The organism is Microbacterium sp. NPDC064942 (assembly GCF_049545525.1).
GTDB lineage: Bacteria > Actinomycetota > Actinomycetes > Actinomycetales > Microbacteriaceae > Microbacterium > Microbacterium gawkjiense.
The window spans coordinates 176660-189825 of the sequence record NZ_JBMWDR010000005.1; the positions used below are offsets into that span (position 1 = coordinate 176660).

A 13166-nucleotide genomic window follows, 5' to 3' on the forward strand; every position below is an offset into this window, starting at 1 on the left:
CCGCGCCTAGGATTGCCGTGTGCCCACCGATCCGATCCGCAGCGCGCCCGAGGAACGGCTCGTCAACCTCGTCGTCGCGTTGCTCGCGACGGAACAGGGGCTGACGAAGGACACGATCCTCTCGTCCGTGTCGGGCTACCGCGAGCAGGGAGCGGCGGGTGCGTCGAAGGATGCGCTCGAGAAGATGTTCGAACGCGACAAGGACAGCCTGCGCTCGCTCGGCGTTCCGATCGAGACGATCGGTGACTACGCCGACCCCGACGACCTCCGCGAGGCGCGGTACCGAATCCCGACGGCCGAGTACTCCTTGCCGGTCGACATCGACTTCACCCCGGCCGAGATCGCGGTGCTCAACCTGGCCAGCGGCGTCTGGGGCGAGAGCTCCATGTCGGCGTCGGCGCGCAGCGGTCTGCGCAAGATCCAGGCGCTCGGCATCGAGGTCGACGCCCCCATCATCGGCTACGCGCCGCGCATCAGCCTGCGCGAGCCGTCGTTCTCGCCGCTGCAGCGTGCGATCGAGCAGGGGCGGGTTGTCGAGTTCGACTACGTCAAGGGCGGATCGGATGCCGCGCACCGCCGCCGTGTGCAGCCGTGGGCGCTCGTCGAGTACGAGGGTCGGTGGCACGTGTACGGCTTCGATCTGCTGCAGGACGCCGAGCGCACCTTCCTGCTGACCCGCATCTCCTCGGACGTCGTCGTCACCCGCACCTCGTTCGATCTCTCGCTGCGCGAGGGCGCGGGCGACAAAGCGATCGCCGGGCTCGAGGCGGTCGCCCGTCGTCAGCGCGCGCTCGTCCAGGTCGAGCCGGGGACCGAGGCCGCGGTGCGCTTGAACCGTCGCGCGGTCGCCGCCGACGACACCGGATGCCGGGTGCCCTACGTCGACGCGCAGATCTTCGCCGACGAGCTCGCCTCCTACGGTCCCGAGGTCCGGGTGATCGAGCCGGTCGAGCTGGCCGACCTCGTCGTCGCGCGCCTCCGCCGCGCCCGCGACCTGCACGCGGAGGCCGCCGGATGAGCGCGCAACCGCTGGTCGCGACCGACCGCGCCTCCCTGATCCTCCAGCTTGTGCCGTACCTGATCTCGAAGGGCGAGGTCACCGTCGAGGACGCCGCACGGGACTTCGATGTCGCGCCCGACGAGATGCGCTCGATGGTCGAGAAGCTGACCGTCATCGGCCTGCCTGGCGACGGCGGCTTCTGGCAGATGGCGAACGACCTCTTCGACATCGACTGGGATCTGCTCGACGAGCAGGACACCATCTCGATCACGAACGCCGTCGCGCTCGAGCGCACGCCGCGGCTGACCGCCCGCGAGGCGGCCGCCCTGCTGGCGGGCCTGCAGCTCGCGGCGAGCCTTCCGGGGGTGGGGGACAGCGGCGTCGTCCAGGGGCTCCTCGCCAAGCTCGCCGCCGGCGCGTCGAGTGCTCCGGCGGAGGTGATCGTCGCCACCCCCGTCGTCGACGACGTCCGCACCACGGTCGCGGCGGCCGTCCAGAGAGGCGTCGCCGTGTCGTTCGAGTACCGGGCTCCGGACGCGCCGGTGACCACCCGCACGGTCGACCCGGTCAAGGTCCACATCGCGGACGGCCAGTGGTACCTGCAGGGCTGGTGCCACCTGCGGCAGGCTGTGCGCACGTTCCACCTCGACCGGGTCTCCGAGGTCGTCCTCACCGACATCCCGAGCACGCACGGCGCGGACCCGCTGCCGGGCCTGTTCGAGCCGGCCGAGTCCGATGTGATCGTCGAGCTCCGCTGCCGCAAGGACGTCGTTCCGCTGCTCGGCGAGTTCGCGGCGCGCGCCGTCGTGCGGGGCAAGGGCGATGTCCGGTCGGTCCGTCTGCGGGTCGGTGACGAGCGCAGCCTGAAGCGACTGGCCGCTCGTCTCGGGGGCGACGTCGAGGTCGTCTCGCCCGACACCGCGCGGGAAGCGGCGCGGGGGTGGGCCGAGGCGGGGCTCGCGCAGTACACCTGAGGACCGGCCGCTCCCGGGCGGTTAGACTGGAAAGACTTCAACCCCGAGGAGCTTTCATGGGCGGTCTGCAGGGCTGGCATCTTCTCATCGTCTTGGCGGTGATCCTTCTTCTGTTCGGTGCGGCCAAACTGCCGGCGCTGGCGAAGAGCGTCGGTCAGTCGGCGCGTGTCTTCAAGGGCGAGATGAAGGCGATGAAGGAGGAGGACGGGCCGGCTGAGACGCCGAACCACCAGGCTCCTCCGGCGCCGTCCTCGGTCACCCCGCTGACGCCGCCGCCCGCGCAGGGCCCACCGCAGGGCCCCGCATCCTGATTCAGTGACGACCACCGAACGGGACGCCGCGCGAGACGACGCCCCTTACCGGGACAAGCGGATGTCGCTCGGCGACCATCTGCGAGAGTTCCGCAAACGGCTGCTGATCGCTGCCGCGGCGCTCGTCGTGGGAATGGTCGTCTCCTTCATCCTGACGGACGGCATCATCTGGGCGATGACGGAGCCCATCCGCATCGTCGCCGAGCGTCGAGGTGACGAGGATGCCGTCACCCTCATGTTCGCGACGGTGACATCCGCCTTCGACCTCCGCATCCGCATCTCCTTCGCCGTCGGCCTGCTCATCTCTGCGCCTGTCTGGCTGTGGCAGATCTGGGCCTTCCTGATGCCCGGGCTGACGCGGAAGGAGATCCGTTACACGATCGGGTTCGTCGCTGCCGCGGTGCCGCTGTTCTTCGCAGGCACCTTCACGGGCTGGCTGATCCTTCCGCACCTCGTCGAGCTGATGGCCGGCTTCACGCCCGTCGGCGCCTCCAACTTCTACGACGCGAAGTACTACTACGACTTCGTGTTCAAACTCCTCCTCGTCGTGGGCGTCGCCTACGTGACCCCGGTGTTCCTCGTCGCCTTGAACCTCGCCGGCGTCATGACCGGCCGCGAGATCATCAAGGGCTGGCGCGTGGCGATCGTCATCGCGACGGTGTTCGCCGGAGCCGCCACCCCCGCAGCCGACGTCGTCAGCATGCTCATCCTCGCGGGCATCCTGACGGTGCTCTTCTTCGCCGCCGCCGGACTCTCGATGCTCTTCGATCGCCGCAAACGCAAGCGCGACGAGGCGCTCCTCGGTCCGGCCGCATGACCGACCCCTCGGCACGCTACGCCCGCGCGCAGTCGGAGCGCCGGCATCCGATCTCCGCCTCCTTCGCGTCCCTGCAGCGGTTCGACCTCGACCCGTTCCAGATCGAGGGCTGTCACGCACTCGAAGAGGGCAGGAGCGTGCTCGTCGCCGCCCCGACGGGCGCCGGCAAGACGATCGTCGGCGAGTTCGCGATCCACCTCGCGATGCGGGAACCGGGCGACAAGGCCTTCTACACGACGCCGATGAAGGCGCTGTCGAACCAGAAGTTCCGCGAGCTGCAGGAGGTCTACGGCGAGGGCGAGGTCGGCTTGCTCACCGGCGACACGAACATCAACGGGAACGCGCGCGTCGTGGTCATGACCACCGAAGTGCTCCGGAACATGCTCTACGCCGACTCGCCGGCCCTGCGCGGACTCCGCTACGTCGTGATGGACGAGGTGCACTACCTCGCCGACCGGTTCCGCGGACCGGTGTGGGAGGAGGTCATCCTCCATCTGCCGCCCGCTGTGCGCCTCGTCTCCCTGTCGGCGACGGTCTCGAACGCCGAGGAATTCGGCGACTGGCTCGACACGGTCCGCGGCGACACGGCCGTGATCGTCTCCGAGACCCGTCCCGTTCCGCTCGAGCAGCACGTCCTCGTGCGCGGCGACCTCCTGCCGCTGTTCGACGACCGCGCCGGCATCGCCACCGCACAGGTGAACCAGGAGCTCACCCGCATCCGCTCACCCAAGGGCGCCGTTTACGAGAACAATCGCCGCGCCATGGAGTACCGCTCGCGCGGCGACCAGGAGAGGCGCCGCCCGCACCGGGGCGGTAAGCGTCCCGTACGACCGTCGACGGCGATGCGGATCGAGCGGATGGACCGTCCGCAGGTCGTCGAGCTGCTGGGTCGCTCCAACCTGCTGCCCGCCATCTTCTTCATCTTCAGTCGGGTCGGATGCGACGCCGCGGTGCAGCAGGTCCGGCGCGCTGGTGTGCGGCTGACCGACACCGCGGAGCGCGACGAGATCCGCTGGATCATCGATGAGCGGATGCGGGCGCTCCAGGACGAGGACCTCGGCGTCCTGGGCTACTGGGAATGGCGCGACAACCTCGAGCGGGGGATCGCGTCGCATCACGCTGGCCTGCTGCCCGCGTTCAAGGAGGTCGTCGAGGAGCTGTTCCAGCGCAAACTCGTGAAGGTGGTCTTCGCGACCGAGACGCTGGCGCTCGGGATCAACATGCCCGCCCGGACCGTCGTGCTCGAGAAGCTCGAGAAGTTCAACGGCGAAGCGCGGGTCGCGATCACGTCGGGCGAGTACACCCAGCTCACCGGGCGCGCCGGCCGGCGCGGCATCGACGTCGAGGGGCATGCGGTCGTCCAGTGGACCGAGTCGCTCGACCCGCAGGCGGTGGCGGCGCTCGCGTCGCGCCGCACGTACCCGCTCAACTCGAGCTTCCGGCCGACGTACAACATGGCGGTCAACCTCATCGACCAGTTCGGCCGTCCGCGCGCCAGGGAGATCCTCGAGTCCTCGTTCGCGCAGTTCCAGGTAGACCGCGCCGTCGTGGGCCTCGCCCGGCAGGTGAAGGAGGCCGAGGCATCCCTCGCGGGCTACGAGAAGTCGATGACGTGCGACCGCGGCGATTTTGCCGAGTACTCCGGCATCCGGCGCGACCTCAGTGACGCCGAGAAGCTCAACCGCGCCGACCGGACGGCGCCCGCCCGCATCCGTCAGCAACGCCAGAACGAGATCCAGTCGCTGCGTCGCCGGATGCAGCGGCACCCCTGCCACGGCTGCCCCGATCGCGAGAACCACGCCCGCTGGGCCGAGCGGTACTGGAAGCTGCGTCGGCGCACCGATCGCACGCGCCGCGACATCGAGACCCGCACCGGCACGGTCGCGCGGATCTTCGACCGCATCATCGACGTGCTGGCCGAGCTGGACTACGTCGCCTTCGACGACGACGGCGCGGCCACGCTCACGGCCGCCGGGCGCACGATGCGCCGCATCTACGGCGAACGCGATCTGCTCGTCGCGGAGTCCCTGCGCCGCGGGCTGTGGCGCGAGCTCGACCCCGCCGGCCTCGCCGCCCTTGCCTGCTGCCTCGTCTACGAGCCGCGCCGCGACGAGGCGGGGGAGTACCGCCTGCCGCGCGGACCGTTCCGCGAGGCCCTCACGAAGACGCAGGACCTCTGGAGCCGACTCGACGATCTCGAACAGGCCCACCACCTACCGGGCACCGAGGCGATCGCGACCGGCCTCGCGCAGGCCATGAACTCCTGGGCACGCGGAGCGTCGCTCGACGTCGTCCTCACCGAGGCGGACATGGCGGCCGGCGACTTCGTCCGGTGGACGAAGCAGACGATCGACCTGCTCGACCAGCTGTCGATCGTGGCGGATGCCGATGTCGCGACGACCGCGCGGAAGGCCCTCGACGCCGTGCGACGGGGCATCGTCGCCTACAGCTCGGTGTGACAGCGGCCGAGTGCGGCCCGCTGACAACACGATCGCCCTCCCGCACGGCCTGCGGCCGAACGTGAGGGCGATGGAGGGGATGACGGGAATCGTCCCCACCGCCTCCTCCACGCGCCGCTACGCGCCGCGCGGAGCCTCGGGCGGCGTGGGCCCACCCAGGGGTTCGATCCGCTGACAACACGATCGCCCTCCCGCACGGCCTGCGGCCGAACGTGAGGGCGATGGAGGGGATGACGGGAATCGAACCCGCGTAATCAGTTTGGAAGACTGAGGCTCTACCATTGAGCTACATCCCCGTCGGCGCTGCGATGAGCGCCTCGACGAGTGTACCCGACACGGTCGGCTAGACTGACCAACGGCCGTTTTTCGGCGCTCGCCAGCGTGCGCGCCCGGGGCGTAGCTCAGCTTGGTAGAGCGCCCGCTTTGGGAGCGGGAGGCCGCAGGTTCAAATCCTGTCGCCCCGACCAACGGCCCCACGAACCCAGATCACCGAACGGACGCGCGCGTGCGCGGCCGGACAAGGAGAACGACAGGCATGGTCACCAGCACCGTCGAGCAGCTCACCCCCACCCGGGTGAAGCTCCACATCACGGTCACCCCGGAGGAGCTCAAGCCGAGCATCTCCCACGCGTACGAGCACATCGCGCAGGACGTCCAGATCCCGGGCTTCCGCAAGGGCAAGGTCCCCGCGCCGATCATCGACCAGCGCATCGGGCGCGAGGCCGTCCTCGAGCACGCCGTCAGCGAGGGACTCGACGCGTTCTACCGCGAGGCCGTCACGGCCAACGAGGTGCGCATCGTCGGCCGCCCGGCCGCCGAGATCGTCGAGTGGCCGAGCACGAAGGACTTCTCCGGCGACCTCAAGGTCGAGGTCGAGGTGGACGTCCGCCCCGAGTTCGAGCTGCCTTCCTACGACGACATCACGATCGAGGTCGACGCCGTCGAGACCGATGAGGCCGCCGTTGACGCCGAGCTCGACAAGCTCCGCAGCCGTTTCGGCACGCTCGTGACCGTCGACCGTCCCGCCAAGGCCGGCGACTTCGTCGAGCTCGACCTCGTCGCCACGATCGACGGCGCCGAGATCGACCGCGCCGAGGGCGTGTCCTACGAGGTCGGCTCGGGCGAGCTGCTCGAGGGCATCGACGAGGCCGTCGAGTCGCTCACCGCCGGTGAGGACACCACGTTCCGCTCGAAGCTCGTCGGCGGCGACCACGCTGGTGAAGAGGCCGAGGTCGCCGTGACGGTCAAGGCCGTCAAGGAGCGCGAGCTCCCCGAGGCCGACGACGACTTCGCGCAGGTGGCCTCCGAGTTCGACACGATCGCCGAGCTCCGCGAGAGCCTCGTCGAGCGCGTCTCGGAGCAGGCCGTCTTCACGCAGGGCTCGGCCGCGCGCGACAAGCTCGTCGAGGCCCTTATCGAGAAGGCCGACATCCCCGTCCCCGCCAAGCTGGTCGAGGACGAGGTCCACGCCCACCTCGAGGGCGAGGGCCGCCTGGAGGACGACGTGCACCGCGCCGAGGTCACCGAGGCGAGCGAGAAGCAGTTCCGCACGCAGATGATCCTCGACAAGATCGCCGAGAAGCACGAGGTGCAGGTCTCCCAGGAGGAGCTCACCCAGTACCTCATCCAGTCGTCGGCGCAGTACGGCATGTCGCCGCAGGACTTCGTCAACGCGCTGCAGGAGGGCAACCAGATCCCGCTCATGGTCGGTGAGGTCGCCCGCAACAAGGCCCTGGCGATCGCGCTCGGCAAGGTGAATGTCGTCGACACCAACGGCAAGAAGGTCGACCTGGCCGGCTTCGCCGCCGAGGACGAGGACGCCGCGGACGAGGCAGCCGACGAGAAGCCCGCCGCCGAGAAGGCGCCTGCCAAGAAGGCTCCGGCGAAGAAGGCTCCGGCCAAGAAGGCCGCCGCCGAGAAGGCGGATGCCGCCGACGAGGCAGCCGAGGAGAAGCCGGCCGCCAAGAAGGCTCCGGCCCGCAAGCCGGCCGCCAAGAAGGCCGACGCGGACGCCGCCGAGGCGCCCGCCAAGAAGGCTCCCGCCAAGCGCGCCACCAAGAAGGCCGCCGACGCGGAGTGATCGTTTCGAAGGGCGGCGGGTGCCTCACGGCCCCGCCGCCCTTCGGCGTCTCCGGGCCGCGTCCGCGGGGCTCGCGCGGCTGGATGCCCGCCCCGGTATGCCCACGGCGAACACGGGCGAGGCGCTCGGGACGCGCCACTAGATTCGAAGCACGAACACGAATCCAGGAGAGCATCCATGGCTGAACCCCTTATGGCGACCAGTGTCTTCGACCGGCTGCTGAAGGACCGAATCATCTGGCTCGGTTCCGAGGTGCGCGACGAGAACGCGAACGAGATCTGCGCCAAGATCCTGCTGCTCGCGGCCGAGGATTCCGAGAAGGACATCTACCTCTACATCAACTCGCCCGGTGGCTCGATCACCGCCGGCATGGCGATCTACGACACGATGCAGTTCGTGCCGAACGACATCGTCACCGTCGGCATCGGCATGGCCGCCTCGATGGGTCAGCTCCTGCTGACCAGCGGCACGAAGGGCAAGCGCTACATCACGCCCAACGCCCGTGTGCTGCTGCACCAGCCCCACGGTGGCTTCGGTGGCACGGCCAGCGACATCCAGACCCAGGCCCAGCTGATCATCTCGATGAAGAACCGTCTCGCGGAGATCACGTCCGCGCAGACCGGCAAGTCCGTCGAGCAGATCAACGCCGACGGCGACCGCGACCGCTGGTTCACGGCCGAGGAAGCCCTCGAGTACGGCTTCGTCGACCACATCCGCGAACACGCCGCCGACGTCGCCGGCGGTGGCGGGACCGAGAACTGATCGCCCGGAGGATGAAGAGAATGCACACCCCCACTTTCGGTCGCCCGCAGGGCGTCGCCATGCCCTCGAGCCGCTACATCCTGCCGCAGTTCGAAGAGCGCACCGCGTACGGTTACAAGCGCCAGGACCCGTACAACAAGCTGTTCGAGGACCGCGTCATCTTCCTGGGCGTCCAGGTCGACGACGCATCCGCGGACGACGTGATGGCGCAGCTGCTGGTCCTCGAGTCGATGGACCCCGACCGCGACATCATCATGTACATCAACTCGCCCGGTGGCTCGTTCACGGCCATGACGGCGATCTACGACACGATGCAGTACATCTCGCCCCAGGTGTCGACGGTCGTCCTCGGACAGGCGGCCTCGGCGGCATCCGTCCTGCTGGCCGCGGGTGCCACCGGCAAGCGTCTCGCGTTGCCGAACGCCCGCATCCTCATGCACCAGCCGGCCGTCGGCGAGGCCGGTCACGGGCAGGCGTCGGACATCGAGATCCAGGCGGCGGAGATCCTCCGCATGCGCACCTGGCTCGAGGAGACGATGGCCCGTCACACCAACCGCACCGTCGAGCAGGTCAATAAGGACATCGACCGCGACAAGATCCTCTCGGCCCAGGAGGCGCTCGAGTACGGCATCGTCGACCAGGTCCTGACCTCGCGCAAGCGCACCCCCGCCGCCATCACCGCGTGATGCCGGCACCCGACGCCCCGCCGATCCGTCGGCGGGGCGTCGTCGTCCACACTCGCGTCGCAATCCGCCGCGTGCCCGGATCTGCGATTAGGCTCATCTCCACCGGCACGAGATCCTGAGGGGGACACCATGGCACGCATCGGTGAGAGCGCCGACCTGTTCAAGTGTTCCTTCTGCGGCAAGAGCCAGAAGCAGGTCCAGCAGCTGATCGCCGGCCCCGGCGTCTACATCTGCGACGAGTGCGTCGAGCTCTGCAACGAGATCATCGAAGAGCGCATGGCCGAGTCCGGCGACGGTGAGGTCAAGGACTTCGACCTTCCCAAGCCCCGCGAGATCTTCAGCTTCCTCGAGGAGTACGTCGTCGGCCAGGACTCCGCCAAGCGCGCCCTCGCCGTCGCCGTCTACAACCACTACAAGCGCGTCCGCGCCCGCAGCACGATCCAGTCCGCCGAGCAGCGCGCCGACGAGGTCGAGATCGCCAAGAGCAACATCCTGCTGCTGGGACCGACTGGATGCGGCAAGACGTACCTCGCGCAGACGCTCGCCAAGCGGCTGAACGTCCCCTTCGCGGTGGCGGACGCGACGGCCCTCACCGAGGCCGGCTACGTCGGCGAGGACGTCGAGAACATCCTCCTCAAGCTGCTGCAGGCCGCCGACTTCGACGTCAAGCGCGCCGAGACGGGCATCATCTACATCGACGAGGTCGACAAGATCGCCCGCAAGGCCGAGAATCCGTCGATCACCCGTGACGTCTCGGGTGAGGGTGTCCAGCAGGCACTGCTGAAGATCCTCGAGGGCACCGTCGCCTCGGTGCCGCCGCAGGGCGGCCGCAAGCACCCGCACCAGGAGTTCATCCAGATCGACACGACGAACGTCCTGTTCATCGTGGCGGGCGCGTTCGCGGGGCTCGAGGACATCATCTCGTCGCGTGTCGGCAAGCACGGCGTCGGCTTCGGCGCTCCGCTGCAGGATAAGGAGCAGGAGCTGGACGTCTTCCGCGACGTCCTCCCCGAGGACCTGCACAAGTTCGGTCTCATCCCCGAGTTCATCGGCCGTCTGCCTGTCGTCACGACGGTGTCGCCGCTCGACCAGACCGCGCTGATCGAGATCCTCACCGGTCCGAAGAACGCGTTCGTCAAGCAGTACCAGCGGATGTTCGAGCTGGACGGTGTCGAGCTCGAGTTCGAGGATGACGCCCTCCGCGCCATCGCCGATCTCGCCGTCGCCCGCAAGACCGGCGCCCGCGGACTCCGGGCCATCCTCGAGGACGTCCTCGGTCCGATCATGTTCGAGATCCCCTCCGCGGAGGACGTCGACAAGGTCGTGGTCACCCGCGCCGCCGTCCAGGACGGCGCGCCCCCCACCCTCGTGCTGCGCCAGAAGCGCAAGAGCGCCTGACGCCCGCGGATGTCGTAGGCCGGGGGTAGCGTCCCCGTCATGGGACGCATCCTCTACGACACCGCCACGACGGCCAACGGATTCATCGCCGACGAGGAGAACTCCCTCGCCTGGCTGTTCGCCGTCGAGGACGGCGACACTCCGGACGACGCCCTCCTGCCGTCCGGGGCGACCGTGCTCGTCGAAGGATCGACGACCTACGAGTGGGTGCTGGCGGAGTCCGACATCCTCGCCCACCCCGAGCGGTGGACGCAGTTCCACGGCGACCGTCCGACGTTCGTGTTCACGACGCGGGACCTGCCGAGACCCGCGGGCGCCGACATCCGCTTCGTCCGGGGACCGGTGGCATCCGTCCTTCCCGACATCCGTGAGGCCGCCGGCGACGGCGACGTCTGGATCGTCGGCGGGGGAGACCTCGCCGGTCAGTTCCTCGACGTCGGCGCGCTCGACGAGATCGCCGTGTCGGTCGCGCCCGTCTTCCTCACCGGCGGCGCACCGCTGTTGCCGCGTCGACTCGAGTCCGACCGCCTGCGGCTCGTGTCGGCCGAGGCGGTCGGACAGTTCGCGCGACTCGTCTACCGCGTCGGCTCGGCGGCGGACTGAGCCCGGTCAGCCCGTGAGACCGCGGCGCTCGAGCAGCGGCTCGATCCGCGCGTCGCGACCGCGGAAGTCGCGGTAGGCCTCGAGCGGGTCCTTCGACCCGCCCACACCGAGCAGGCGATCGCGGAACCGGTCGCCGTTCGCACGGGTGAGGCCGCCGTTCTCGCGGAACCATTCGACGGTGTCGGCGTCGAGGACCTCGCTCCAGATGTAGGAGTAGTAGCCCGCGCTGTACCCGCCAGAGAAGACGTGGGCGAAGTAGGTCGACGAGTAGCGGGTCGGAACAGCGGGATTGTCGAGTCCGATGTCGGCGAGTGCTGTCGCCTCGAAGGAGTCGACGTCGATCTCGGATGCCGTGTCCTCGACATCGAGGCTGTGCCACGCCTGATCGATCCAGGACGCGGCCAGGTACTCGCTGGTGGCGAAGCCCTGGTTGAAGGCCTCCGATTCGCGCAGCTTCGCGACGACCTCCGCCGGGAGCGGCTCGTCAGTGTCGATGTGGCGGGCGTACGAGGCCAGGATCTCGGGCCAGAAGATCCACATCTCGTTGACCTGGCTCGGGAACTCCACGAAGTCGCGGAAGACCGCCGTGCCGGCGAAGTGCGGGTAGGTCACCGTCGCGAACAGTCCGTGCAGCGCGTGACCGAATTCGTGGAAGAGCGTCGTGACCTCGTCGAGGGTCAGCAGCGTGGGGCTGCCGGGCGCGGGCTGCGGCACGTTGAGGTTGTTCACGACGATCGGCGCCGTGCCGCGCAGCGCGGACTGCGACAGGATCGAATTCATCCACGCCCCGCCGCGCTTCGAGTCGCGGGTGTAGAGGTCGAGGATGTAGAGCCCGAGATGCGAGCCGTCCTCGTTCCGGACCTCGAACACGCGCGCCTCGGGGTGGTAGGCGGGCAGATCGGGGTGCTCGGTGAAGGTGATGCCGTACAGGTCGGTCGCCGCGCGGAACACGCCGTCGACGAGCACGCGCTCGGCCTCGAACCAGGGCCGCAGCGCGGTGCGGTCGAGGTCGTACCGTGCGGCGCGGACCCGCTCGGTGTAGAACGCCCAGTCGTGCGCCGCCAGGTCGAACCCACCGCCGTCGCGGTCGATGATCTCCTGCAGTGCCGCCTGCTCCTGCCGGGCGTTCTCCGCCGCCGGCACCGCGAGGCGGCGCAGCAGCGCGTGCACCGCCTCGGGCGAACCGGCCGTCTCGTCCGCGGTGACGTACGCCGCGTGCGAGTCGTACCCCAGCACCCGGGCGCGCTCGGCGCGCAGCCGGACGATCTCGGTGAGGACCGCGCGGTTGTCGTTCTCGTTGCCGCGTCGCCCTCGCGAGCGGGAGGCGGTCATCAGCTTCTCGCGGCTCGCGCGGGACGTGAGCGAGGAGAGGTAGGGATGCCCCGTGAACAGCGTCAGCGTGACGACGAACTTTCCGTCGAGGCCGCGATCGGCGGCGTTGCGTGCCGCGGCCGACAGCTCGCCGTCGGTGAGGCCGTCGAGTTCCGCGGCGTCGTCGAACACGACGGCGAGCTCGTTGGTGTCGGCGAGGAGGTTCTTCTCGAAAGTCGTCGTCAGCACGGAGAGCTGCTGGTTGAGCTCCGTGAGGACGGTCTTGTCGGCCTCGTCGAGTCCGGCACCTGCGTTCGTCATCTCGCGGTGGGTGCGCTCCACGAGGTAGCGGTCCTCCCCGGTGAGGCCGAGGTCGTCCAGCTGCGCGTGGACGGCGGCGACCCGCGCGTACAAGCGGGCGTCGAGGGTGACGGCGTCCTGGTGCGCGGCCATGAGCGGCGCGAGCTGCTCGTCGATCTCCTGGATCTCGGCCGTCGCGTCGGCGGAGCTGACGGTGTAGAAGGTGCGTGCGACGCGTCCCAGCAGCTCGCCGGAGCGCTCGAGGGCGACGAGCGTGTTCTCGAACGTGGGCTCCTCCGTCGAGGCGGCGATGGCCTCGATTTCCGCGCGGTGAGCCGCGAACGCCTGCTCGAAAGCGGGCAGGTAGTGCTCAGGGCGGATGCGGGGGTAATCCGGCAGATCGAACGGGAGAGGGGAGGGCGAGAGGAGCGGGTTGGCAGCGGCATCCGTCATCGTCCCAGCGTA

General features: G+C 69.2%; 10 protein-coding genes, 2 tRNA genes and 1 pseudogene. 11 read left to right on the top strand and 2 right to left on the bottom strand.

From position 1 onward, the window contains the following. The first annotated feature begins 19 nt into the window (after nucleotides 1–19). The 5 genes from ACPEH2_RS10505 (at nucleotide 20) to ACPEH2_RS10525 (ending at nucleotide 5561) form a co-directional block, all read left to right on the top strand. Nucleotides 20–1018 (top strand): helix-turn-helix transcriptional regulator, encoded by a 999-nt coding sequence (locus ACPEH2_RS10505; protein ID WP_217531512.1) that lies wholly within the window; start codon nucleotides 20–22, stop codon nucleotides 1016–1018. Further along, entirely contained in the window at nucleotides 1015–1974 is a 960-nt protein-coding gene (locus ACPEH2_RS10510; RefSeq protein ID WP_359919320.1) for a helix-turn-helix transcriptional regulator, read from the top strand. Before ACPEH2_RS10505 ends, ACPEH2_RS10510 begins: the two co-directional genes overlap by 4 nt. A gap of 56 nt (nucleotides 1975–2030) precedes the next feature. After that, complete coding sequence (gene tatA, locus ACPEH2_RS10515) at nucleotides 2031–2285, top strand: Sec-independent protein translocase subunit TatA (RefSeq protein WP_217531510.1); 255 nt, start codon at nucleotides 2031–2033, stop codon at nucleotides 2283–2285. Nucleotides 2286–2346: 61 nt separating this feature from the next. After that, on the top strand, nucleotides 2347–3102 hold the full coding sequence (tatC, locus tag ACPEH2_RS10520; RefSeq protein ID WP_423718661.1) for a twin-arginine translocase subunit TatC: 756 nt from the start codon (nucleotides 2347–2349) through the stop codon (nucleotides 3100–3102). Next, complete coding sequence (locus ACPEH2_RS10525) at nucleotides 3099–5561, top strand: DEAD/DEAH box helicase (RefSeq protein ID WP_423718645.1); 2463 nt, start codon at nucleotides 3099–3101, stop codon at nucleotides 5559–5561. The genes tatC and ACPEH2_RS10525 overlap by 4 nt, the downstream gene beginning before the upstream one ends. Before the next feature lie 222 nt (nucleotides 5562–5783). Here ACPEH2_RS10525 and ACPEH2_RS10530 read toward each other — a convergent pair. Further along, nucleotides 5784–5857, bottom strand: a tRNA-Gly gene (locus ACPEH2_RS10530). A gap of 94 nt (nucleotides 5858–5951) precedes the next feature. Between ACPEH2_RS10530 and ACPEH2_RS10535 the strand changes: the two genes are divergently transcribed. From ACPEH2_RS10535 to ACPEH2_RS10560, 6 genes and pseudogenes are all read left to right on the top strand, one after another. Next, nucleotides 5952–6028 (top strand) — tRNA-Pro (locus tag ACPEH2_RS10535). Between the two features lie 68 nt (nucleotides 6029–6096). After that, nucleotides 6097–7641 (top strand): trigger factor, encoded by a 1545-nt coding sequence (tig, locus tag ACPEH2_RS10540; protein WP_423718646.1) that lies wholly within the window; start codon nucleotides 6097–6099, stop codon nucleotides 7639–7641. A gap of 165 nt (nucleotides 7642–7806) precedes the next feature. Then, nucleotides 7807–8403 (top strand): annotated as a pseudogene (locus ACPEH2_RS10545) (ATP-dependent Clp protease proteolytic subunit); the annotation flags it as partial. A gap of 20 nt (nucleotides 8404–8423) precedes the next feature. Then, on the top strand, nucleotides 8424–9089 hold the full coding sequence (locus tag ACPEH2_RS10550; protein ID WP_064002237.1) for an ATP-dependent Clp protease proteolytic subunit: 666 nt from the start codon (nucleotides 8424–8426) through the stop codon (nucleotides 9087–9089). 129 nt (nucleotides 9090–9218) lie between these two features. Further along, nucleotides 9219–10487, top strand: coding sequence for an ATP-dependent Clp protease ATP-binding subunit ClpX (clpX, locus tag ACPEH2_RS10555; protein WP_253034903.1), 1269 nt, complete (start codon nucleotides 9219–9221; stop codon nucleotides 10485–10487). A gap of 39 nt (nucleotides 10488–10526) precedes the next feature. Beyond that, nucleotides 10527–11090: a dihydrofolate reductase family protein gene (locus ACPEH2_RS10560; RefSeq protein WP_217531505.1), complete on the top strand. Its 564-nt coding sequence runs from the start codon at nucleotides 10527–10529 to the stop codon at nucleotides 11088–11090. A gap of 6 nt (nucleotides 11091–11096) precedes the next feature. Here the strand turns inward: ACPEH2_RS10560 and ACPEH2_RS10565 are convergent, their stop codons facing one another. Further along, complete coding sequence (locus tag ACPEH2_RS10565; protein WP_423718647.1) at nucleotides 11097–13154, bottom strand: M3 family metallopeptidase; 2058 nt, start codon at nucleotides 13152–13154, stop codon at nucleotides 11097–11099. Nucleotides 13155–13166: the final 12 nt, after the last annotated feature.

Coding starts and splice junctions, on each gene's coding strand:
- ACPEH2_RS10550 (WP_064002237.1), top strand. CDS start 8,424: ATGCACACCCCCACTTTCGGTCGCCCGCAGGGCGTCGCCATGCCCTCG.
- ACPEH2_RS10525 (WP_423718645.1), top strand. CDS start 3,099: ATGACCGACCCCTCGGCACGCTACGCCCGCGCGCAGTCGGAGCGCCGG.
- ACPEH2_RS10510 (WP_359919320.1), top strand. CDS start 1,015: ATGAGCGCGCAACCGCTGGTCGCGACCGACCGCGCCTCCCTGATCCTC.
- clpX (WP_253034903.1), top strand. CDS start 9,219: ATGGCACGCATCGGTGAGAGCGCCGACCTGTTCAAGTGTTCCTTCTGC.
- tatC (WP_423718661.1), top strand. CDS start 2,347: ATGTCGCTCGGCGACCATCTGCGAGAGTTCCGCAAACGGCTGCTGATC.
- tig (WP_423718646.1), top strand. CDS start 6,097: ATGGTCACCAGCACCGTCGAGCAGCTCACCCCCACCCGGGTGAAGCTC.
- ACPEH2_RS10560 (WP_217531505.1), top strand. CDS start 10,527: ATGGGACGCATCCTCTACGACACCGCCACGACGGCCAACGGATTCATC.
- tatA (WP_217531510.1), top strand. CDS start 2,031: ATGGGCGGTCTGCAGGGCTGGCATCTTCTCATCGTCTTGGCGGTGATC.
- ACPEH2_RS10565 (WP_423718647.1), bottom strand. CDS start 13,154: ATGACGGATGCCGCTGCCAACCCGCTCCTCTCGCCCTCCCCTCTCCCG.